The 22,076-nt window shown below is 72.3% G+C and carries 21 protein-coding genes; 11 read left to right on the forward strand and 10 right to left on the reverse strand.

Translation table 11 applies throughout. The features are described from left to right. Positions 1-85 precede the first annotated feature (85 nt). Positions 86-793, forward strand: coding sequence for a PH domain-containing protein (locus C1703_RS24930; RefSeq protein WP_114254946.1), 708 nt, complete (start codon positions 86-88; stop codon positions 791-793). Between the two features lie 132 nt (positions 794-925). Here C1703_RS24930 and C1703_RS24935 read toward each other — a convergent pair whose 3' ends face one another. From C1703_RS24935 to C1703_RS24945, 3 genes are all read right to left on the reverse strand, one after another. Further along, complete coding sequence (locus tag C1703_RS24935) at positions 926-2,557, reverse strand: phospho-sugar mutase (protein ID WP_114254947.1); 1,632 nt, start codon at positions 2,555-2,557, stop codon at positions 926-928. A gap of 373 nt (positions 2,558-2,930) precedes the next feature. Next, complete coding sequence (locus C1703_RS24940; RefSeq protein WP_114254948.1) at positions 2,931-3,755, reverse strand: purine-nucleoside phosphorylase; 825 nt, start codon at positions 3,753-3,755, stop codon at positions 2,931-2,933. Between the two features lie 115 nt (positions 3,756-3,870). Next, a complete protein-coding gene (locus C1703_RS24945; protein WP_031119796.1) occupies positions 3,871-4,308 on the reverse strand; it encodes a gamma-glutamylcyclotransferase in 438 nt (145 codons plus the stop codon). Positions 4,309-4,392: 84 nt separating this feature from the next. On the opposite strand from C1703_RS24945, the gene C1703_RS24950 reads away from it, so the two are divergent. Then, the gene (locus C1703_RS24950) at positions 4,393-5,841 is read left to right on the forward strand and encodes an NAD(P)H-quinone dehydrogenase (RefSeq protein WP_114254949.1); all 1,449 of its coding nucleotides are present in this window, start codon (positions 4,393-4,395) and stop codon (positions 5,839-5,841) included. A gap of 165 nt (positions 5,842-6,006) precedes the next feature. Continuing rightward, complete coding sequence (locus C1703_RS24955) at positions 6,007-6,981, forward strand: DeoR/GlpR family DNA-binding transcription regulator (protein ID WP_114254950.1); 975 nt, start codon at positions 6,007-6,009, stop codon at positions 6,979-6,981. Positions 6,982-7,231: 250 nt separating this feature from the next. Here C1703_RS24955 and C1703_RS24960 read toward each other — a convergent pair whose 3' ends face one another. After that, positions 7,232-9,004: a biotin carboxylase N-terminal domain-containing protein gene (locus tag C1703_RS24960; protein WP_114254951.1), complete on the reverse strand. Its 1,773-nt coding sequence runs from the start codon at positions 9,002-9,004 to the stop codon at positions 7,232-7,234. Between the two features lie 340 nt (positions 9,005-9,344). Between C1703_RS24960 and C1703_RS24965 the strand changes: the two genes are divergently transcribed. After that, on the forward strand, positions 9,345-9,818 hold the full coding sequence (locus C1703_RS24965; RefSeq protein WP_114257571.1) for a hypothetical protein: 474 nt from the start codon (positions 9,345-9,347) through the stop codon (positions 9,816-9,818). On the opposite strand, the gene C1703_RS24970 is transcribed toward C1703_RS24965, so the two are convergent. The 4 genes from C1703_RS24970 to C1703_RS24980 form a co-directional block, all read right to left on the reverse strand. Further along, a complete protein-coding gene (locus C1703_RS24970; RefSeq protein ID WP_114254952.1) occupies positions 9,787-10,407 on the reverse strand; it encodes a nucleoside triphosphate pyrophosphatase in 621 nt (206 codons plus the stop codon). The two genes, C1703_RS24965 and C1703_RS24970, sit on opposite strands and share 32 nt — an antisense overlap. Positions 10,408-10,439: 32 nt before the next feature. Continuing rightward, complete coding sequence (locus C1703_RS40185; RefSeq protein WP_269803213.1) at positions 10,440-10,568, reverse strand: hypothetical protein; 129 nt, start codon at positions 10,566-10,568, stop codon at positions 10,440-10,442. Positions 10,569-10,677: 109 nt separating this feature from the next. Continuing rightward, positions 10,678-10,887 (reverse strand): acyl-CoA carboxylase epsilon subunit, encoded by a 210-nt coding sequence (locus tag C1703_RS24975; protein ID WP_114254953.1) that lies wholly within the window; start codon positions 10,885-10,887, stop codon positions 10,678-10,680. Between the two features lie 15 nt (positions 10,888-10,902). Beyond that, a complete protein-coding gene (locus C1703_RS24980) occupies positions 10,903-12,507 on the reverse strand; it encodes an acyl-CoA carboxylase subunit beta (RefSeq protein WP_114254954.1) in 1,605 nt (534 codons plus the stop codon). Between the two features lie 110 nt (positions 12,508-12,617). Between C1703_RS24980 and C1703_RS24985 the strand changes: the two genes are divergently transcribed. Together C1703_RS24985 and C1703_RS24990 are read left to right on the forward strand one after the other, a co-directional pair. Continuing rightward, positions 12,618-13,484: a biotin--[acetyl-CoA-carboxylase] ligase gene (locus C1703_RS24985; protein WP_114254955.1), complete on the forward strand. Its 867-nt coding sequence runs from the start codon at positions 12,618-12,620 to the stop codon at positions 13,482-13,484. Positions 13,485-13,599: 115 nt separating this feature from the next. Next, on the forward strand, positions 13,600-14,706 hold the full coding sequence (locus C1703_RS24990) for an adenylate/guanylate cyclase domain-containing protein (protein WP_114254956.1): 1,107 nt from the start codon (positions 13,600-13,602) through the stop codon (positions 14,704-14,706). Positions 14,707-14,715: 9 nt separating this feature from the next. Here the strand turns inward: C1703_RS24990 and C1703_RS24995 are convergent, their stop codons facing one another. Further along, positions 14,716-15,393: a hypothetical protein gene (locus C1703_RS24995; protein ID WP_232840583.1), complete on the reverse strand. Its 678-nt coding sequence runs from the start codon at positions 15,391-15,393 to the stop codon at positions 14,716-14,718. Between the two features lie 217 nt (positions 15,394-15,610). Here C1703_RS24995 and C1703_RS25000 point away from each other — a divergent pair, with 217 nt between their 5' ends. The 3 genes from C1703_RS25000 to hutH all read left to right on the forward strand — a co-directional run bounded on the left by C1703_RS25000 (position 15,611) and on the right by hutH (position 19,474). Further along, the gene (locus tag C1703_RS25000) at positions 15,611-16,411 is read left to right on the forward strand and encodes an enoyl-CoA hydratase-related protein (protein WP_114254957.1); all 801 of its coding nucleotides are present in this window, start codon (positions 15,611-15,613) and stop codon (positions 16,409-16,411) included. A gap of 268 nt (positions 16,412-16,679) precedes the next feature. Then, on the forward strand, positions 16,680-17,828 hold the full coding sequence (locus C1703_RS25005; RefSeq protein WP_198678265.1) for a sensor domain-containing diguanylate cyclase: 1,149 nt from the start codon (positions 16,680-16,682) through the stop codon (positions 17,826-17,828). Positions 17,829-17,935: 107 nt separating this feature from the next. Continuing rightward, positions 17,936-19,474 (forward strand): histidine ammonia-lyase, encoded by a 1,539-nt coding sequence (hutH, locus tag C1703_RS25010; RefSeq protein WP_114254958.1) that lies wholly within the window; start codon positions 17,936-17,938, stop codon positions 19,472-19,474. 60 nt (positions 19,475-19,534) lie between these two features. Here the strand turns inward: hutH and C1703_RS25015 are convergent, their stop codons facing one another. Then, positions 19,535-19,849, reverse strand: a complete 315-nt coding sequence (locus C1703_RS25015; RefSeq protein WP_198678266.1) for a hypothetical protein — start codon at positions 19,847-19,849, stop codon at positions 19,535-19,537. A gap of 109 nt (positions 19,850-19,958) precedes the next feature. Between C1703_RS25015 and C1703_RS25020 the strand changes: the two genes are divergently transcribed. Then, complete coding sequence (locus C1703_RS25020) at positions 19,959-20,297, forward strand: hypothetical protein (protein ID WP_114254960.1); 339 nt, start codon at positions 19,959-19,961, stop codon at positions 20,295-20,297. A 268-nt stretch (positions 20,298-20,565) separates the two neighbouring features. Beyond that, complete coding sequence (locus tag C1703_RS25025) at positions 20,566-21,816, forward strand: Ig-like domain-containing protein (protein WP_114257574.1); 1,251 nt, start codon at positions 20,566-20,568, stop codon at positions 21,814-21,816. The last annotated feature ends 260 nt before the right edge of the window (positions 21,817-22,076 follow it).

Below are 22,076 nucleotides of genomic sequence, written 5' to 3' on the forward strand. Positions count from 1 at the left end.
CTCCGACTGTCCTCGGGTGGATGGCGGGGCGCGGATGACAGGACGCGGATGACAGGGTGCGGAACCGGTCCGGCAGAATCGAGACATGACGAGCCCCGAACCCCAGTCACCGACACCGCAGCCTTCGGAGCCCGAGTCCAAGGACCGGGTGTACCGGTCGGTTCCGGCCATCGCCGGTGGGGCGATGCTGCTCGGCATCGCCGGGTGGATCGGCGTCGACGCGGTGATCAACGGCGAGGGCCGCACGCCCTGGCTCGCGCTCGCCGTGCTGCTCCTGGTCGTGCCGCTGGTCGTCGCCTTCACGCTGCGGCCCGCCGTGTACGCGGGGGACGACCGGCTGCGGATCCGCAATCCCTGGCGCGTCGTCGTGGTGCCCTGGGGGCAGGTCGCCTCCCTGCGGTCCGCCTACTCGAACGAGGTCCTCACCGAGTCCGGTGCGAAGTACCAGCTGTGGGCCGTGCCCGTCTCGCTGCGCGCCCGCAAGCGGGCCGCCCGGCGTGAGATGCGGGCGACGGCGCAGGCGCGGCGGCAGATGGGGCAGGGCGGGGGCCGCGGCGGCGCGGGGGCCGGTTCGCGGCTCGGGCTCGGCGGCACTCATGAGGCGGGGCCCCTGTCCGACGGGCCGGTGCGGGCCGAGACCGACCGGATCATGGACGACCTGCGCGCTCTGCACGAGGACCGGCGTGCGGCGGCGTCGGCGCAGGGGGAGGTGACCGTGCGATGGGCCTGGGAGGTCGTGGGTCCGGCGGTTGCCGGGGCGGTTGTGGTGCTGATTCTGGTGGCGGTGGGCTGACGTACGGGGTGGTGGGCTGACGTACGGGGCGGCGGGCTGGCGGTACGGGGTGCTCGGCTGACGTACGGGGCGCTGGGTCCGGCGGTTCGGTGGTTCAGGGCGGCGCCCGGCCGGGAGCCGGGCGCCGGGGTGTCAGATTCCCGCCGCCGTCGACAGGTCTCGCTTGATCGACTCCAGGAGGTCCGTCGCCTGCGCGCGGGCCCCGGGCAGGTCGGTGTGTGACGCCACCGGGATCACGACCTCCAGGTAGCACTTCAGCTTCGGCTCCGTGCCGCTCGGGCGGACGATGACCCGGGCGCCGTCGAGCGTGTAGCGCAGGCCGTCCGTGGGCGGGAGGCCCGCCGTGCCCTGGGTGAGGTCGTCGGTGCGAGTGATGGGCAGTCCGGCCAGCTCGGTCGGGGGCTGCTCGCGCAGGCGGGTCATCGCCGCCGCGATGAGGGAGAGGTCCCGCACGCGGACCGACAGCTGGTCCGTCGCGTGCAGGCCGTGCTCCACCGCCAGGTCGTCGAGGAGGTCGAGGAGGGTGCGGCCCTCCTCCTTCAGCTGCGACGCCAGTTCCGTGACCAGGAGCGCCGCCGTGATGCCGTCCTTGTCGCGGACGCCGTCGGGGTCCACGCAGTAGCCGAGGGCCTCCTCGTAGCCGTAGCGCAGGCCCTCCGCGCGGGCGATCCACTTGAAGCCGGTGAGCGTCTCGACGTGGCGCAGGCCCGCCTTCTCGGCGATGCGTCCGAGGAGGGAGGAGGAGACGATCGACTCGGCGAACGTGCCCGTCGCGCCGCGGCGGACCAGGTGGGCGGCGAGGAGCGCGCCGACCTCGTCGCCGCGGAGCATGCGCCAGTCGGCGCCGTCCTGGACGGCGACGGCGCAGCGGTCCGCGTCCGGGTCGTTGGCGATGATCAGGTCCGGGGCGGTCTCCCGGGCCCTGGCGAACGCCAGGTCCATCGCGCCGGGCTCCTCCGGGTTGGGGAACGCGACGGTCGGGAACTCCGGGTCGGGGTCGGCCTGCTCCGTGACGAGGACCGGTTCCGGGAAGCCGGCGCGGGCGAAGGCGGCGAGGAGGACGTCCTTGCCGACGCCGTGCATCGCCGTGTACACCGTGCGGGCCGTGCGCGGGGTGTCCTCGGCCAGGACGGCGTCGGTGCGGGCGAGGTAGGCGTCGAGGACGCTGTCGTCGAGGGTGTCCCAGCCTTCGGTGGGGCGGCGGACGGTGGTGAGGGACGGGACGGCGGCGATCTCCGCGGCGATGTCGGCGTCCGCCGGGGGGACGATCTGGGAGCCGTCGCCGAGGTACACCTTGTAGCCGTTGTCGCGGGGCGGATTGTGGCTGGCGGTGACCTCCACGCCGGCGACCGCGCCGAGGTGCCTTGTCGCGAAGGCGAGGACGGGGGTGGGGAGGGGGCGGGGGAGGACCGCCGCGCGCAGGCCGGCGCCGGTCATGACGGCGGCGGTGTCGAGGGCGAAGTCGTGCGACTTGTGGCGGGCGTCGTAGCCGATGACGACGAGGCCGTTGTCGTGGCCCCGCTTCCTGAGGTACGCGGCGAGGCCCGCGGCGGCGCGGATGACGACCGAGCGGTTCATGCGCATGGGGCCGGCGCCGAGTTCGCCGCGGAGGCCGGCGGTGCCGAACTGGAGGGTGCCGGAGAAGCGGGCGGCGAGCTCGGCGTGGTCCTGGGCGTCGATGAGGCGGGCGAGCTCGGTGCGGGTGTCCGGGTCGGGGTCCTCGGTGAGCCAGGCCTGCGCCTGTGCGATGAGTTCGTCGTGCACGGTGTGGTGTCAGCCTCTCCGTTTGTCGTGGTGCAGGTGGGAGTGCATGCGGCGCCTGTGGCTGCTTCGGTGGGGGTGCGCGCCTTCGCCTTCTCGCCGGGGGGTGGGGCGGGACCGCGCCGGGGGGGTGTCCGTCCTCGGAACGGCGCGATGGGGTTGCGTACCGACTGACCGTTCGTTGACGCGCCAACCGCTGCGGGCGGACACCCCCCGGCACGTCCCCTGCCGCCGTGCGCGGGTGCGTGATCGCTCACCTGGCTGCGGGCCATCGTGCCTCCCCCAGTGCCTTGAGGGCCTGGGAGGTACCGCCGTGGGAGGCACCCCGTTCCGCCGGGCTGCGGACCCACCCGGCCCCAGCACCGGCGCGGGATGCTTACAGGCGTCCCAGGACCTGGGCGAGCAGGGAGCCCATGCGCGTCGCCGAGTCGCGGCCCGCCTGGAGAACCTCTTCGTGGTTCAGGGGCTCGCCCGTCATGCCCGCCGCGAGGTTCGTGACGAGGGAGATGCCCAGAACCTCGGCGCCCGCCTCCCGCGCGGCGATCGCCTCCAGGACCGTCGACATGCCCACCAGGTCCGCGCCGATGACCCGGGCCATGCGGATCTCGGCCGGAGTCTCGTAGTGCGGGCCGGGGAACTGGGCGTAGACGCCCTCCTCCAGCGTGGGGTCGACCTCCTTGCACAGGGCCCGCAGGCGCGGGGAGTACAGGTCGGTGAGGTCGACGAAGTTGGCGCCGACGATGGGGGAGGTGGCGGTGAGGTTGATGTGGTCGCTGATCAGGACCGGCTGGCCGGGGCGCATGCCCTCGCGCAGGCCGCCGCAGCCGTTGGTGAGGACGACCGTCTTGCAGCCGGCCGAGACGGCCGTGCGGACGCCGTGGGCGACGGCGGCCACGCCGCGGCCCTCGTAGTAGTGCGTCCGGCCCAGGAAGACCAGGGCGCGCTTGTTGCCGATCCGGTACGAGCGGATCTTGCCTCCGTGGCCCTCCACCGCCGGCGGCGGGAAACCGGGCAGCTCGGTGACCAGGAGCTCGGCCTCGGGGGCACCCAGGGCGTCGACGGCCGGGGCCCAGCCGGAGCCCATCACGAGGGCGACGTCGTGGGTCTCGGCGCCCGTGAGTTCGCGCAGGCGGGCCGCGGCGGCGTCGGCGGCGGCGTGGGGGTCGCCCTGGATGTCGTCCGGAAGAAGAGATGCGTTCACGCCGATGAGGGTAGCCGGTGAATGCCTACGCGCGTAGATGGCAGAGCTCACGGGGCGGCGATCGTTGTCTTGTCGTTTCCGACGAAGGGGTGCCCGAGCGGTGCCCGGGCGGTCGTCAGCAGGGGCGCTTGCGGAGTTCCATGACGTAGTCGTGGGGGGCGCCGGCCGACTCGGCCGCGTCGGCGATCTCGCCCAGGTAGCGGGCGGAGGGCAGGCCGCCCTCGTAGGCGTTGAGGGTGAAGGCCCACGCCTGCTCATCACCCTCCAGGGTGTGGACCCGTACCCGCGTGCGGCGGTAGATGTCGAGGCCCACGCCCTCCCAGCGGTCGAGCGACTCCTCGTCCATGGGGGCGATGTCGTACAGCGCGACGAAGACCTGGGAGAGGGGGTCCTCGACGATCGTCGGCAGGGCGCCCTCCCAGCCCATGTGCTCGCCGCCGAAGGTCAGTCGCCACCCGTTCAGCCAGCCGGTGGCGCGCAGCGGCGAGTGCGGGGCGCGGCGGGACATCAGCCGCGCGTCGAGGTTGCCGGCGTACGCGGCGTAGAGCGACATGGGGAGAGGGTACGGCAGGCCGAACGGCGTCACTCCCGCAACAGAGCCGCCCCGGGGCGGTGCCGCCCCGAGGGGTGCGGGACAATGGAGGACGTGACTCGGATCGTGATCATCGGTGGCGGACCCGGCGGATACGAAGCGGCGCTGGTCGCCGCGCAACTCGGTGCGGAGGTGACCGTCGTCGACTGCGACGGTCTGGGCGGGGCGTCGGTGCTCACCGACTGCGTGCCGTCGAAGACCCTGATCGCCACGGCCGAGGTGATGACCACCTTCGACTCCTCGTACGAGGAGCTGGGCATCATCGTCGCCGACGACACCCCGCCCATGGAGCAGAGCGCCCGGGTGGTGGGTGTCGACCTGGGCAAGGTCAACCGGCGTGTCAAGCGGCTCGCGCTGGCCCAGTCGCATGACATCACCGCCTCCGTGACCCGTGCCGGGGCGCGGGTCCTGCGCGGGCGCGGGCGGCTGGAGGGCATGCAGGCGCTCGACGGGTCGCGCAAGGTCGTGGTGCGCGCCGCCGACGGGAGCGAGGAGACCCTCACGGCGGATGCCGTGCTCATCGCCACCGGTGGGCATCCCCGCGAGCTGCCCGACGCCCAGCCCGACGGTGAGCGGATCCTGAACTGGACCCAGGTGTACGACCTCGACGAGCTCCCGGAGGAGCTGATCGTGGTCGGGTCGGGTGTGACCGGCGCCGAGTTCGCCGGTGCCTACCAGGCGCTGGGCTCGAAGGTGACGCTCGTGTCGTCGCGGGACCGGGTGCTGCCGGGCGAGGACCCGGACGCGGCCGCCGTGCTGGAGGAGGTCTTCCGGCGGCGAGGGATGAACGTCATGGGGCGTACCCGGGCGCAGTCCGCCAAGCGGGTCGGGGACCGGGTCGAGGTGACCCTCTCCGACGGGCGGGTCATCACCGGGTCGCACTGCCTCATGGCCGTCGGTGCCGTGCCGAACAGCTCGGGCATGGGGCTGGAGGAGGCCGGGGTCCGGCTGCGCGAGTCCGGTCACATCTGGACCGACAAGGTCTCCCGCACGACCGCTCCGGGCGTGTACGCGGCCGGTGACGTGACCGGGGTGTTCGCCCTCGCGTCCGTGGCCGCCATGCAGGGACGTATCGCCATGTACCACTTCCTGGGCGACGCCGTGGCCCCGCTGAACCTGAAGACCGTCTCGTCGAACGTCTTCACCGACCCGGAGATCGCCACCGTCGGCTACACGCAGGCCGACGTCGACGCCGGGAAGATCGACGCCCGGGTGGTGAAGCTGCCGCTGCTGCGCAACCCGCGCGCCAAGATGCAGGGCATCCGCGACGGCTTCGTCAAGATCTTCTGCCGTCCGGGCACGGGCATCGTGGTCGGTGGTGTCGTCGTGGCGCCGCGCGCCTCGGAACTGATCCACCCCATCTCGATCGCGGTCGACAACAATCTGACAGTCGAACAGATCGCGAACGCCTTCACCGTCTACCCCTCCCTGTCGGGCTCGATCGCCGAGGTGGCGCGGCAGTTGCACACGCGGAAGATGAACGGCGAGGGCTGAGGCCGAAACCGTCTCCTCGCTGGTCACGGGGAGTGTTCGACCATTCGTACGGCATAGGCGGCGGGACTAGGCCCTATACCACTTCCCGCTGCTCGGTGCGAACATCTTCTGCTATTCAGCGCAAACTGCTGAAAGCAGACGGTCGCTGGCGTTACTGTCAGTTTCGTGTTCGCTGCAGAACGTCGCCAATTGATCCTCGAAATGGTGCGAGCGAACGGGGCCGTGTCGCTCCGTGAGCTCGCCCGCGTCGTCCAGACCTCCGAAGTGACCGTACGGCGGGACGTGCGCGCGCTGGAGGCAGAAGGACTCCTCGACCGCCGGCACGGCGGTGCGGTACTGCCGGGCGGTTTCACGCGGGAGTCCGGCTTTCCGCAGAAGTCTCATCTCGCGACCGCCGAGAAGACCGCCATCGCCGACCTCGCCGCGAATCTCGTGGAAGAGGGAGAGGCGATCGTGGTCGGGGCGGGTACGACGACCCAGGAGCTGGCCCGCCGGCTCGCCCGGGTGCCCGGCCTGACCGTCGTCACCAACTCACTGCTGGTGGCGCAGGCGCTGGCCCACGCCAACCGGGTCGAGGTCGTGATGACCGGCGGTACGCTCCGCGGTTCGAACTACGCCCTCGTCGGCAGCGGTGCCGAGCAGTCCCTGCACGGGCTGCGGGTGTCCCGGGCGTTCCTGTCCGGGAGCGGGCTGACCGCCGAGCGGGGGCTGTCCACGTCCAACATGCTGTCGGCGTCGGTCGACCGGGCGTTGGTGCAGGCCGCCGCGGAGGTGGTGGTCCTCGCGGACCACACCAAGCTCGGGACGGACACGATGTTCCAGACCGTGCCGACGGATCTCATCACGCGCCTCGTGACGGACGAGCCGCCCGCGCACGACGACCGTGCGGCCACGGAGCTCCAGGCACTCGCCGACCAGGGCGTGCAGATCGCCGTGGCCGGGGGGCAGGGGGGTTCCGCGGGGTCTTCGGGCCCCGGGGGTGATGCCGTCCCGGCGCGACAGCAGCGTCGGGATGTGCCGTTGCCCGGGCCTCGGCGGCAGGTGCCGGGGGGTGGGGGCGGGTTGCGGTCCACCTCGATGCTGGGGGAACAGGGGCCGGGGGCTGAGCGGGCTCGGGTGGCGGATCTGCGGCGGCGGTGACGGCCGGCGGTGTTGAGCCGCTGCGGGGCGCCAGGTGCTCGGCGTTGTCGGCCTGGCCGGGGCGTTGCGCAGCCCGGCGCCGCGGGGCGCCTTCCCCAAGCTCTCGGCTTCGCTCGAGCAGGGGGGACCCCCACGCCCACCCGTGCCGCCCCAGCGGCACGACTGCCCGCAGCTGAGGGGTGTGTGTGCCCGCAGCTGAGCGGCGCGGCCCCCGGGAGGGCCGCGCCGTAGGCGTTGCGGGCCGCTGGCCTCAGTCCTTGATCTCGCAGATCACCGCGCCCGAGGTCACCGACGCGCCGATCTCGGCGGACAGGGCCTTGATCGTGCCGGACTTGTGGGCGTTGAGGGGCTGTTCCATCTTCATGGCTTCCAGGACGACGACCAGGTCGCCTTCCTTGACTTCCTGGCCCTCCTCGACCGCGACCTTGACGATCGTGCCCTGCATGGGGGAGGCGAGGGTGTCGCCGGAGGCGACGGGGCCCGACTTCTTCGCCGCGCGGCGCTTCGGCTTGGCGCCCGCCGCCAGTCCCGTACGGGCCAGGGACATGCCCAGCGAGGACGGCAGGGAGACCTCCAGCCGCTTGCCGCCGACCTCGACGACGACCGTCTCGCGGCCCGGCTCCTCGTCCGTCTCGGCGTCGGCCGGCGCGGCGAACGGCTTGATCTCGTTGACGAACTCCGTCTCGATCCACCGGGTGTGGACCGTGAACGGGTCGGACGAGCCGGTGAGCTCCGGCGCGAAGGCGGGGTCCTTCACCACCGCGCGGTGGAACGGGATCGCCGTGGCCATGCCCTCGACCTGGAACTCCTCCAGCGCCCGCGCGGCCCGCTCCAGGGCCTCCTTGCGGGTGCGGCCGGTGACGATCAGCTTGGCCAGCAGCGAGTCCCACGCCGGGCCGATCACGCTGCCGGACTCCACGCCCGCGTCCAGGCGCACGCCCGGGCCGGACGGCGGGGCGAACGTGGTGACCGTGCCGGGCGCCGGGAGGAAGTTGCGGCCCGGGTCCTCGCCGTTGATGCGGAACTCGAAGGAGTGACCGCGCAGGACCGGGTCGTCGTAGCCCAGTTCCTCGCCGTCGGCGATGCGGAACATCTCGCGCACCAGGTCGATGCCGGCGACCTCCTCGGTGACCGGGTGCTCCACCTGCAGGCGGGTGTTGACCTCCAGGAAGGAGATCGTGCCGTCGAGGCCGACGAGGAACTCGACCGTGCCGGCGCCGACGTAGCCGGCCTCCTTCAGGATGGCCTTCGACGCGCGGTACAGCTCGGCGACCTGCTGCTCGGACAGGAACGGTGCGGGCGCCTCCTCGACCAGCTTCTGGTGGCGGCGCTGCAGCGAGCAGTCGCGGGTGGAGACGACCACGACGTTGCCGTGGGTGTCGGCCAGGCACTGCGTCTCCACGTGGCGCGGCTTGTCCAGGTAGCGCTCGACGAAGCACTCGCCCCGGCCGAACGCGGCGACGGCCTCACGGACCGCCGAGTCGTACAGCTCGGGGACTTCCTCGAGGGTGCGGGCGACCTTCAGGCCGCGGCCGCCGCCGCCGAAGGCGGCCTTGATGGCGATCGGCAGCCCGTGCTCCTCGGCGAAGGCGACGACCTCCTCCGCACCCGAGACCGGGTCGGGCGTGCCCGCCACCAGCGGGGCGCCGGCGCGCTGCGCGATGTGCCGGGCGGCGACCTTGTCACCGAGGTCGCGGATCGCCTGCGGGGGCGGGCCGATCCAGATCAGGCCCGCGTCCAGGACCGCCTGGGCGAAGTCGGCGTTCTCGGAGAGGAAGCCGTAGCCGGGGTGGATCGCGTCCGCGCCCGACTCCCGCGCGGCCTTCAGCACCTTCTCGATGTCGAGGTAGCTGGTGCCCGGGGTGTCACCGCCCAGGGCGAACGCCTCATCCGCGGCGCGGACATGCAGAGCGTCCCGGTCCGGGTCGGCGTAGACGGCCACGCTCGCGATCCCGGCGTCCCGGCAGGCCCGGGCCACGCGGACAGCGATTTCGCCACGGTTGGCGATGAGCACCTTGCGCACGATTGAGGCTCCCTCCTTGAAACAAGCCGAGTTTAGGGACTGCCGACACGGCACTTCGACCCGTCCCCAGTGGTGAGCTTGCCCACACGGAGCGTGATGCGAGGCTCGCTCGACCCGCAAAATCCCTTGTCGCACCGCGATACGCAGTACTCCTCCGGGAAACCCTAGCCCTCCCCTGTGGGGAAGGTCTCTGTCATCACGTGCTGCGGGCCACTCTGTTTCTTTGTGGAGTCCCTACGAATGGCCCAATGATTCTTTGCCCGCCACGGGACCCTTGTCCCCGGGTTTACCGGTTAGTAGCGTTCGCGATGTCTTCGGAGGGAAGAGGGTGGGCGCGGTGATGCGCAGGCCGGTGGCGTGGGTCGTGGCGGTGGTGCTGTTCGCCGAGGCGTTCGGCATCGCGGGGCTCAACTGGTTCCTGGGGGTCGTCGTCGACCGGCAGGACATGTCCCTGGCCGGGCTCGACCCGCACATGATGTCGGTGTCGTCGAAGATCGGCGGGATCGCCTTCGGCCTCTACTTCGCGCTGTGCGGCTTGGTCGCCCTGCTCGTGGCGCTGCGGGACCGGCCCCCGGCGGGCTTCGGGCGCGTGCTGCTGATCAGCGCGGCGGTCGTGCACGGCATCCTGGGCGCCTTCACCTGGGGGCTCGTCGGCTGGCCCGCGTTCCTGTTCATGGTGCTGGTGCTCGCCCTGATCGTGCTGCTGCTGATGACGTACGACCGTCCGGCCGAGCCCGCCGACGCCGTGCCCGAGGGCGGGGAGGGCGGCGGCGGGTCCCCGGTCACTTCTCCGCCGGCGCCCACAACTCCGTGATGCCGATGCCCAGTTGGGCGAGCAGCCGGCGGACGAGGGGCAGGCTGATGCCGATGACGTTGCCGTGGTCGCCGTCGATGCCGTCGATGAACGGGGCCGAGCGGCCGTCCAGGGTGAACGCGCCGGCGACGTAGAGGGGTTCGCCGGAGGCGACGTAGGCGGCGATCTCCTCGTCGGTGGGTTCACCGAAGTGGACGATCGTGGACGCGGTGGCGGAGACGTAGCGGCCGCTGAGCGTGTCGTAGACGCAGTGGCCCGTCTGGAGGGTGCCGGCCCGGCCGCGCATCGCCTTCCAGCGGGCGGTGGCCTCCTCGGCGTCCGCGGGCTTGCCGAGGGCCTGGCCGTCCAGGTCGAGCACCGAGTCGCAGCCGATCACGATGGCGCCCTTGACCTCCGGCCGGGCCGCCACGACGGAGGCCTTCGCCTCGGCGAGGGCGAGCGCCAGCTCGGCGGGGGTGGGGGCGGTGACGGCGTCCTCGTCGACGCCGCTCACGATCACCTCGGGGTCGAGGCCGGCCTGGCGGAGCAGGCCGAGCCGGGCGGGGGACTGGGAGGCGAGGACGAGTCGGCGGCGCGGCTGATCTGTCATGCGTTCAGCGTATCGGCGCAGCCGCCGCGGGCTCACCTCATGCCGATCACGAGCATCGCCAGCACCATGGCCAGGGCCAGGAGAACACTCAGCCGCCGCAGCATGCCCTGCATGTCACGCAGTTCTTCGGGCGGTTCGTTCTCGGGGTCGGACCACAGCATGCCACCAGCGTGCGGCCTGGCAGGGCGGGGCGCCTGAGTAGAGGTACTCAAATCGGCGCCCCGCGTTGTTCCGCCGTGGGCGGTTTCCCGCGCCCCATGGGCGAGAGCCTTAGGCCGGCCAGTAGGTGCGGCCCCATGCCGTCGGGCCCGGCTGGGGCAGGCGGTGGGTTGCGATGCGGGACGGGTCGGACCAGGAGTCGCGAGGGGTCGGCGCGCCGGGCGGCGTCGCCGCTGCCGCCGCGGCGCGCGCCCTGACCACCGCCAGGGCGGCGGCCAGCTCCTCGGGGGTCGGGTTGCCCCGTACGACCTTGATCGTCATGTGGGCTCCTGGTGGTTAGAGGGGGATGTTGCCGTGCTTCTTCGGAGGCAGGGATTCCCGCTTCGTGCGCAGTTGACGCAGGCCCCGCACGACGTGCCGGCGGGTGTCGGACGGCAGGATCACCGCGTCGACGTAGCCGCGCTCGGCCGCGACGTAGGGGTTGAGCAGGGTGTCCTCGTACTCCTGGATCAGCCGGGCCCGGACCGCCTCCAGGTCCTCCCCGGCGGCCTCGGCCTCGGCCAGGGTGCGGCGGTGCAGGATGTTGACCGCGCCCTGGGCGCCCATGACGGCGATCTGGGCGGTGGGCCAGGCCAGGTTGAGGTCCGCGCCGAGGTGCTTGGAGCCCATGACGTCGTAGGCGCCGCCGAAGGCCTTGCGGGTGATGACCGTGATGAGCGGGACGGTCGCCTCGGCGTAGGCGTAGATCAGCTTGGCGCCGCGGCGGATGATGCCGTCGTGCTCCTGGTCGACGCCGGGCAGGAAGCCGGGGACGTCGACGAAGGTGAGCACCGGCACGTTGAAGGCGTCGCAGGTCCGCACGAAGCGGGCCGCCTTCTCGCTGGCCTTGATGTCCAGGCAGCCGGCGAACTGCATCGGCTGGTTGGCGACGATGCCGACCGGCCGGCCCTCGACCCGGCCGAAGCCGGTGACGATGTTCGGCGCGTACAGCGGCTGCGTCTCGAAGAACTCGGCGTCGTCCAGGACGTGCTCGATCACCGCGTGCATGTCGTACGGCTGGTTCGCGCTGTCCGGGACGATCGTGTCCAGCTCGCGGTCCTCGTCCGTGACCTCCAGGTCGGCCTCCTCGGGGAAGGCCGGCGGCTCGGAGAGGTTGTTGGACGGCAGGTACGACAGCAGTTGCTTGATGTACTCGATCGCGTCCTTCTCGTCGCCCGCCATGTGGTGGGCCACGCCGGAGGTCGCGTTGTGGGTGCGGGCGCCGCCCAGCTCCTCGAAGCCGACGTCCTCGCCGGTGACGGTCTTGATGACGTCGGGGCCGGTGATGAACATGTGCGAGGTCTGGTCGACCATGACCGTGAAGTCGGTGATGGCCGGGGAGTAGACCGCGCCGCCCGCGCACGGCCCGACGACCAGGCTGATCTGCGGGATGACGCCGGAGGCGTGGGTGTTGCGGCGGAAGATCTCGCCGTAGGCGCCGAGGGAGGCCACGCCCTCCTGGATGCGGGCGCCGCCGGAGTCGTTGATGCCGATGACCGGGCAGCCGGTCTTCAGCGCGAAGTCCATGACCTTGACGATCTTCTGCCCGTAGACCTCGCCCAGCGCGCCGCCGAAGACGGTGAAGTCCTGCGAGAACACGGCGACCGGGCGGCCGTCGACGGTGCCGTACCCGGTGACGACGCCGTCGCCGTAGGGGCGGTTCTTGTCGAGGCCGAAGTGGGTGGAGCGGTGCCGGGCGAACTCGTCGAGCTCGACGAACGAGCCCTCGTCGAGCAGGAGCTCGATCCGCTCACGGGCCGTCAGCTTGCCCTTGGCGTGCTGCTTCTCGACGGCGCGTGCGGAGCCGGCGTGCGTCGCCTCATCGATGCGGCGCTTGAGATCCGCGAGTTTGCCCGCGGTCGTGTGAATGTCAGGCTGCTGCTGCTCTTCCGGCTCGGACATCGGGATGCGGCTCCCTGCCTGCTCAAAAGGGGGGACGGTTACTCATCCGTAGAGTAGTGGGGGCCCTCCGTATCGGCAGTGCGGCGTTTACCACACCTAGGGTGGCTTGCATGACGCCGCGAGATGCATCAGAGCCGAACGGAAGCCGCTGGTCCGACCTGGACCGGCCGCCCCTCAACGTCACCGCCCTGCGCCGGGGACTGGTGCGGGAGGGAGGGCTGTGGTCGGAGGTGGAGGTGGTCCAGCGCACCGGCTCCACCAACTCCGATCTGGTGGCCCGGGCGGCCGAGGGCAAGGCCGTCGAGGGAGCGGTGCTCGTCGCCGAGGAGCAGACGGCCGGGCGGGGGCGCCTCGACCGGCAGTGGACCGCGCCGCCGCGCTCCGGCCTCTTCTTCTCCGTGCTGCTCACGCCGGGTGAGGTGCCGGTGGCGCGGTGGGGGTGGCTGCCGCTGCTCACGGGTGTCGCGGTGGCGACGGGGCTGGCGCGTGCGGCGGGTGTCGACACGGCGCTGAAGTGGCCGAACGACCTGCTGGTCACCGTGGGGGGAGAGGAACGCAAGGCCGGGGGGATCCTCGCCGAGCGGGCCGGTGACGACGGGGTCGTGATCGGGGTCGGCATCAACGTCTCGCTCAAGGCGGACGAGCTGCCCGTGCCGACGGCGGGGTCGCTGGGGCTGGCCGGGGCCGTGAGCACGGACCGGGATCCGTTGCTGCGGGGTGTGCTGCGTTCTCTGGAGGAGTGGTACGGGAAGTGGCGTGCGGCGGGGGGTGACCCGGGGGTGAGCGGGTTGCAGGAGGCGTATGCGGCGGGGTGCGCGACGCTCGGGAGGGTGGTGCGGGCGGAGCTGCCGGGGGATCGGGCGGTCGTGGGGGAGGCCGTTGCGGTGGACGGGGACGGGCGGTTGGTGCTGGCCACGGGCGAGGGGGTGCAGGAGCCGGTCGGGGCGGGGGACATCGTTCACTTGCGGCCCGCTTGAGCCCGGGCCGGGTGTCTCACCCGTCGGCAGAACCAACGGAGTGAGCTGGCGCACACCTGCCGTAGAGTTGAGGCCGGTCGATACATGACCGTGACAGATCGGAAGGGCAGCACGCGTGACCGTCGACGACTCGGGCTCCGGCACGGACGCGCAGGGCGCCGACCCCGGCGAGGATCCGCTCGCCCTGCGGCTGGAACAGCTCATCCTGGGCGCCGAGCGCCGCTACACCCCGTTCCAGGCGGCCCGCAGCGCCGGCGTCTCCATGGAACTCGCCTCCCGCTTCTGGCGGGCGATGGGCTTCGCCGACATCGGGCAGGCCAAGGCCCTCACGGAGGCGGACGTCCTCGCCCTGCGGCGCCTGGCCGGTCTCGTCGAGGCCGGGCTGCTGAGCGAGGCGATGGCCGTCCAGGTGGCCCGGTCCACCGGGCAGACCACCGCGCGGCTCGCCGAGTGGCAGATCGACTCCTTCCTCGAGGGCCTGACCGAGCCGCCGGAACCGGGCATGACCCGCACCGAGGTCACGTACCCGATCGTCGAGCTGCTCCTGCCCGAGCTGGAGGAGTTCCTGGTCTACGTCTGGCGCCGCCAGCTCGCGGCCTCGGCCGGACGGGTCGTGCAGGCCGCCGACGACGAGGAGATGGTCGACCGGCGGCTGGCCGTCGGCTTCGCCGACCTGGTCGGGTTCACGCGGCTGACCCGGCGGATGGAGGAGGAGGAGCTCGGCGAGCTGGTCGAGGCCTTCGAGACCACGGCCGCCGACCTGGTGGCCGCGAACGGCGGACGGCTGATCAAGACCCTCGGCGACGAGGTGCTGTACGCCGCCGACGACGCCGGCACGGCCGCCGAGATCGCCCTGCGGCTGATCGAGACCATGGCGCACGACGAGACGATGCCGGAGCTGCGCGTCGGCATGGCGTTCGGCACGGTGACCACCCGTATGGGTGATGTCTTCGGTACGACCGTGAACCTGGCCTCCCGGCTCACCTCGATAGCTCCGAAGGACGCCGTCCTCGTCGACACGGCCTTCGCCGAGGAGCTGATCCGCACGCAGGACGCCCCGGCCTCGGAGGCGGAGGCGGCCGAGGAGGCCGCGGCGGCGGAGAAGGAGGGCGAGGACCCGCCCGTGTACCGGTTCGCGCTGCAGCCGATGTGGCAGCGGCCCGTGCGTGGGCTCGGCGTCGTGGAGCCGTGGCTGCTCACGCGGCGGGACGGGCGGTCGTAAGGGCCCCGCTCAGTCGCGGTCGCCCGGTGTGTCCACGCACAGGCCGATGACCGGCACGCACAGGCCCGGGTCCTGCGGCTGCTTCGGGGCGCCGGGCTCGGGGGCCGGGGCGGGTGCGGTCCGGCTCGGCGCCGGGGTCGGGGCCGGGCGCGGGGTGTCCGCCGTGGGGGCCGGCGCCGGGGCGTTCGGGGTGTCGGGGAGGGACGTGGCGCTGGGCGCGGCGGCCCTGGGCGTCCGGTCCGTCCGGCGGGCGTCGGTCGTGGTGGCCGGGGCGCGGGAGGCGGCCGGTCCGGCGGCGGCCGGTGACGGGGTCAGGCCGCCCAGGGCGGCGGGTGACGACGGGCCGGCCTCGGGGGCGGCCGGGAAGCTCGCCGCGGTGTCGGCGGTCTCGTCCGTGCCGGTGGGGACCGGGTCCGGGCGCGGCTCGGCCTCGACGGTGCCGACGCTGTCGGTGCCCGGCCCTGAGACCAGGCGTACGAGGCTCAGGGCACCCGCGGCCAGGGCGAGGCCGCCGGCGGCGAGCAGGACCTTGCGGGGACGGGGCTTGCGGTGCCGGCCGCGGACGCGGGGGGCGAAGGAATCGGGTTCCGCCGGGGCCGGTTCGCCGGGCCTGGCCGGCTCCGGTCGGCGGGGTGCCGTGGCGGCCCCGGTGTTCCGTCGCGGCGTCGCCGGCGTGTTCGTCGTCATCACGGTCCCTCCCGATGCGCACGCGCCCCCAGTGCGCCGTGGCTGACGCACGGTATGCGCTCCGATGGGCGGTCGGGCCCGAGTTGGGGGGATGTCACTCGAACGGGTGGGCGGGCGGTGGGCGCGGGAACCGGACGCGTCCGCTCTTTCGCGGGTGGGGTGCGGCTGCGATGATCGGAACGGCGATGTTGTTAACCCGCGTTAACCGGAGGGTGTCATGAGTGAGGAACGGTTCGGGGAGTTCGTGCTGGTGCGGCGGCATGAGCAGGGGCATGTCGCGGAGCTCGTCCTCGACCGGCCCAAGGCCATGAACGCCGTGTCGACGGAGATGGCGCGGTGTGTGGCCGGGGCGTGCGCGGCGCTGGGGGAGGACCGGGACGTACGGGTGGTGGTGCTGACCTCGACGCATGAGCGGGCGTTCTGCGTCGGGGCCGATCTGAAGGAGCGCAACTCGTTCAGCGACGCGGAGCTGCTGCGGCAGCGGCCGGTGACGCGGGGGGCGTACACCGGGGTGCTGGAGCTGCCGGTGCCGACGGTGGCGGCGGTGCACGGGTTCGCGCTGGGCGGCGGGTTCGAGCTGGCGCTGGCCTGTGACGTGATCGTGGCGGACCGTACGGCGGTGGTGGGCCTGCCGGAGGTGTCGGTGGGGGTGATCCCCGGGGGTGGCGGTACGCAGTTGCTGCCGCGGCGGGTGGGAGCGGCCCGGGCCGCTGAGCTGATCTTCTCGGCGCGGCGGGTGGAGGCCGTGGAGGCGGGCGAGTTGGGGCTGGTCGACCAGGTGGTGGAGGCCGGGCGGGACCGGGAGGAGGCGTTGGCGCTGGCGGCGCGGATCGCCGGGAACTCGCCGGTGGGGTTGCGGGCGGCGAAGCGGGCGTTGCGGCTCGGGCAGGGGCTGGATCTGCGGGCCGGGCTGGAGGTGGAGGACGCGGCGTGGCGGGCGGTGGCGTTCTCCGGGGACCGGGCGGAGGGGGTTGCGGCGTTCAACGAGAAGCGGAGGCCGGAGTGGCCGGGCGAGTGAGCTGAGGGTTCGTGGTCAGGTGCTCGGCGGGGGTGCTGGGGCCGGGTGGGTCCGCGGCCCGGCGGGGCGGGGTGCCTCCCCCAAGCTCCCGGCTTCGCTCGAGCAGGGGGGACCACCGCGCCCACCCGTGCCGCCCATGGGGGTACCTCCCAGGCCCTTGGGGCGCTGGGGGAGGCACGATGGCCCGCGGCTGAGTCCGTCCTCGAATCACGTCCTCGTTCGCGTCGTAAACAGGTCAGTCTGGCTGGAAACTCCCTAGCCTGGAGTGATGGGTGAGGACAGACGGCTCGCGGCCGTCGTCGCGTTGGCTCAGGGGATGGCGGCGGCGCACGGGTCGCGTGAGGCGTGGCGGGCCGCGGCTGCCGGGGCCTGCCGGGCGCTGGGCGGGAGCTTCGCCGCGCTGTCGGTGTGGGAGCGGGAGCTCGGGCGGCTGAAGGTCCTCGTGAACGTCGGCGAGCTGGCCGAGGGGGAGGAGGAGTTCCCCGAGGACGAGGCCTATCCGGTGCACCAGTTCGCGGAGATCACCGAGTTCCTGCACGAGCAGTGGGCCGGTGGCGGGGAGCCGGACGCGTGGGTGGAGACCGCCGAGGGGCCCGCCGCCGGGCAGCCCGGCTACTGCCACCAGCGTGTCGCCGCCCTGCGCCGCCGGGGCCGCGGCTGCTGCGTGGTCGCGCCGATCGTGCTGCACGGCAGGGCCTGGGGCGAGCTGTACGTGGCCAGGCCGGCCGGTGAACCCGTCTTCGAGCGGGCCGACGCCGACTTCGCCACCGTCCTCGCCTCCGTCGTGGCCGCCGGCATCGCCCAGACCGAGCGGCTGGAGGAGGCCCGCCGCCTCGCGTACACCGACGCCCTCACCGGGCTCGCCAACCGCCGTGCCGTGGACGTCCGCCTGGAGCAGGCGATCGAGCGGCACCGCAGGGACGGAGCCGTCGTCAGTCTGGTCGTCTGCGATCTCAACGGGCTCAAGCGGGTCAACGACACCCACGGGCACGCCGTCGGCGACCGGCTCCTGGAGCGTTTCGGCTCGGTGCTGTCGCTGTGCGGGGCCATGCTGCCGGGGGCCCTGGCCGCCCGGCTCGGCGGGGACGAGTTCTGTCTGCTCGCCGTCGGGCCGCCCGCCGACCAGGTCGTGAAGGCGGCTGGCGAACTGTGCCGCCGGGCCGCCGAGTTGGAGCTCGGGGACGGTGTGGCCTGCGGTGTCGCGTCCACCGAGGATCCGATCGGGCCCGTGCGCTCCGCCCGCCGGCTGTTCCGGCTCGCCGATGCCGCCCAGTACCGGGCCAAGGCCGAGCGGGCGGCCCGGCCGGTGGTGGCCGGCCGGGCCGGGCCCGACGATCCCGTGGTGCGGCTCGCGGACGAGCCGTCCCAGGAGGCCGACGGCGAGCGGCGGCGGTTCCGCGGCCGGCACGCGCCCTGAAGCCGCCCGGGCGGTATGACGTATCGGTGTGACGTATCAGTAAGGGGTGAACCCCGCCCCCAGTGGTGACATCATCGAATTCACTGCGTACGCTCCTGAATATGGATATGCACACTGTGGTGGTGGGGACGTCCGGGGTGACCGCGTCCGACGTGCTCGCCGTGGCGCGCGCCGGTGCCCGGGTCGAGCTCTCCGAGGAGGCCGTGGCCGCCCTCGCCGCGGCCCGCGAGATCGTGGACGCGCTGGCGGCCAAGCCGGACCCCGTGTACGGCGTGAGCACCGGCTTCGGCGCCCTGGCGACCCGGCACATCAGCCCGGACCTGCGCGCGCAGCTCCAGCGCAACATCGTCCGCTCGCACGCCGCCGGGATGGGACCGCGGGTCGAGCGGGAGGTCGTCCGCGCCCTGATGTTCCTGCGGCTGAAGACCGTCTGCTCCGGGCACACCGGCGTCCGGCCCGAGGTCGCGCGGACCATGGCGGACCTCCTCAACGCCGGCATCACCCCGGTCGTGCACGAGTACGGCAGCCTCGGCTGCTCCGGCGACCTCGCGCCGCTGTCCCACTGCGCGCTGACGCTCATGGGCGAGGGGGACGCCGAGGGCCCCGACGGCACCGTGCGCCCGGCCGCCGAACTGCTCGCCGCGCACGGCATCCAGCCGGTCGAACTGCGCGAGAAGGAGGGCCTCGCCCTCCTCAACGGCACCGACGGCATGCTCGGCATGCTGGTGATGGCCCTGGCCGACCTGGAGACGCTGTACCGGTCCGCCGACGTCACGGCCGCCCTGTCCCTGGAGGCCCTGCTCGGCACCGACAAGGTCCTCGCCCCCGAGCTGCACGCCATCCGGCCGCACCCGGGGCAGGCCGCCAGCGCCGCCAACATGCTGGCCGTGCTGAAGGGCTCGGGCCTGACCGGGCATCACCAGGACGACGCGCCGCGCGTGCAGGACGCCTACTCGGTGCGCTGCGCCCCGCAGGTCGCCGGGGCCGGGCGGGACACCATGGCCCATGCCCGGCTCGTCGCCGAGCGCGAGCTGGCCTCGGCCGTGGACAACCCCGTCGTGCTGCCCGACGGGCGCGTGGAGTCCAACGGCAACTTCCACGGGGCGCCCGTCGCCTACGTGCTGGACTTCCTCGCCATCGCCGCCGCCGACCTCGGCTCCATCGCCGAGCGGCGCACCGACCGGCTGCTCGACAAGAACCGCAGCCACGGCCTGCCGCCGTTCCTCGCCGACGACGCCGGTGTGGACTCGGGCCTGATGATCGCTCAGTACACGCAGGCCGCGCTGGTGAGCGAGCTGAAGCGGCTCGCCGTACCGGCGTCCGCCGACTCGATCCCGTCCTCCGCCATGCAGGAGGACCACGTCTCGATGGGCTGGTCGGCGGCGCGCAAGCTGCGCACGGCCGTCGACAACCTCGCCCGGGTCCTGGCCGTCGAGCTGTACGCCGCCACGCGCGCGATCGAACTGCGCGAGGGGCTGACCCCGGCGCCCGCGTCGCGGGCGGTCATCGACGCCCTGCGCGACGCGGGGGTCCAGGGTCCCGGACCCGACCGGTTCCTGGCGCCCGACCTGGCCGCGGCGGACGCGTTCGTGCGCGAGGGACGGCTGCTGTCCGCGGTGGAGAGCGTCACCGGCCCGCTCCAGTAGGGCTCAGCACGCAGGACAGGAGGGGCCTCGCCGACCGGCGGGGCCCCTCGTGAACTGCGGTCAGAAACCCAGCCGTTCCCGGCGGACGGAATACACCACGAACCCGGCGCCCAGCGTGAGGCAGACCGTCCCGCCGATCACGTACGGCGTGCTGTCGAAGCTGCCGGTGTCGGCCAGCCGGGTGCCGGTGACGGAGTCGTCGGCGGTCGTGGCGGCGATCCGCGCCTGCTCCGTGACCAGCGGCGACGGGCTCGTCTCGACCGCGTCTCTCACCGGGGTGTCCGACGTCGCGTTGGCGGACGGGACGAACCACAGGGCGCCCAGCAGGGTCGCCGCGGCGGTGGCGGTCAGCAACGGACGGCGAGCGGATGACACGGAATATCGATCCCCTTGTGGCGTCGGCGAATTGGCCGTGTGGGGCGATGTTAGTGAAAGGCGCGGGTCACAGGAAAGTCACAGGAGCTCTTGGCCGTACGCTCCCGCCATGAGCACTCCAGAGACATCACGGTTTGTCCGGGTTCGCGTGGAGGTCGTTCTCGAAGTCGAGGACGCCGACGCCGTCACCAAGTCCGCCCTGCGCCGTCTCGCCGACGACGCCGGGATGCCCGCGGCGGAACGGACCCACGCCGAGAGCGCTGTGACGGAAGACACCGCGGAGGCCCTCGCGTACCTCGTCGACCCGTTCGACCTGGTCAGCCAGGTCCCGGGGGTGGAGCTCCAGCAGGCCTCCTGGAGCAGCGAACGGATCGACTACGACCCCGATTCGCCGGACTGGGACCTCGACGAGGATGATGTGGTGGACGACGAGGACGGCGACCGCTGAGGCTGTTGGGGAAACTGGTGACCCCGGGCGGCAACCGCCGTCCGGGGTCTTCGCGTCTCACGGGGCGCATCGACCGCAGCCGCGTCGTCCGGCACCGTCCGCCGCGGACGTGGTGATCCCCACACCTGGGTCACCTGCGGAACCGGACGAACCGGTCGTAGCGTTGAAGGTTCTCGACGAGGACTCGTGAGTCCTGACGGGGGCACTTGGATTCTTGACGGGGACACTCGGGGTTTTGGGGAAATCGGCAACGATGGAGAAGCGTGTGATGACGGTCAGTAAGCGGCGCAGGGGCCTGACGGTCGCGTCCGCACTGCTCGGCGGAGTGCTGGTGCTCTCGGCGTGTTCCGGCGGCGACGACAACGCCTCGGGCGGCGACGGCGGCGACAGCTCCCAGTCGAAGGTCGACGAGGCCGCGGCCAAGAAGACCTCCGAGGCCCAGATCAAGATCACACCCAAGGACGGCTCGGACAACGCCTCGATCAACAACTCCGCGGCCGTCACGGTGAGCAAGGGCACGCTCACGAACGTGAAGATGACCACCTCCGACGGCACGGAGGTGAGCGGCCAGATATCCGCCGACAAGACCAGCTGGAAGCCCAGCACGCAGCTGGAGCGCTCCACCACCTACAAGCTGTCGGCGGAGGCGAAGGACTCCGACGGTCGCGTCGCCCACGAGAACGCCTCGTTCACCACGGTCTCCCCGGCCAACAGCTTCATCGGCAACTTCACCCCGGACGACGGCACCACCGTCGGCGTCGGCATGCCGGTCTCGATCAACTTCGACAAGGCGATCACCAACAAGGCGGCCGTCCAGAAGGGCATCAAGGTCAGCACGACCAGCGGCCAGGAGGTCGCCTGCCACTGGTTCAACGCCAACCGCATGGACTGCCGGCCCCAGGACTACTGGAAGGAAGGCTCCACCGTCACGCTGAAGCTCGCGCTCGACGGTGTCGAGGGCGCCGAGGGCGTCTACGGCGTCCAGCAGAAGACGGTCACCTTCAAGATCGGCCGCAACCAGATCTCCTACGTCGACGCGAAGACCAAGCAGATGAAGGTCACGCAGGACGGCAAGGTCGTGCGGACCATCCCGATCTCCGCCGGCTCGCCGGAGAACAAGACCTACCAGGGCATCATGGTGATGTCCGAGAAGTTCAAGGAGACGCGCATGAACGGCGCGACCGTGGGCTTCACGGACGACGACGGCAAGGGCGAGTACGACATCAAGGACGTGCCGCACGCCATCCGCCTCTCCAGCTCGGGCACGTTCATCCACGGCAACTACTGGGGCGCGAAGTCCATCTTCGGCAGCGTGAACACCAGCCACGGCTGTGTGGGGCTCCAGGACGCCAAGGGCGCGAACGACCCGAACACCCCGGGTGCCTGGTTCTACAACAACTCGATCATCGGTGACGTGGTCGTCGTCGAGAACACCGGCGACAAGACCATCGCCCCGGACAACGGCCTCAACGGCTGGAACATGAACTGGACGCAGTGGAAGGCGGGTTCGGCCGTCTGACGGCTCCCCCGGTCCACGACCCGATGCCGCCGTTCGCCCTTCACGGGCGGGCGGCGGCATCGTCGTTCGTCGGGCGTGTGCCGGGCATCCCCCTGTCAAGGAGAACACGCGTGCGTAATTGCCCAACCCTGTAACGGCGTTCCGGCGGCCGTGTAACAGTCGGCCGACGAAATTCTCAGCTTCTTCTCATCTATTGAGCACCTGATCACCCCTCGGCATACTGCCTATTCCGGGGGGTGTACGCGTATGCGTGCGAGACC

This window comes from Streptomyces sp. Go-475, assembly GCF_003330845.1.
Lineage (GTDB): Bacteria > Actinomycetota > Actinomycetes > Streptomycetales > Streptomycetaceae > Streptomyces.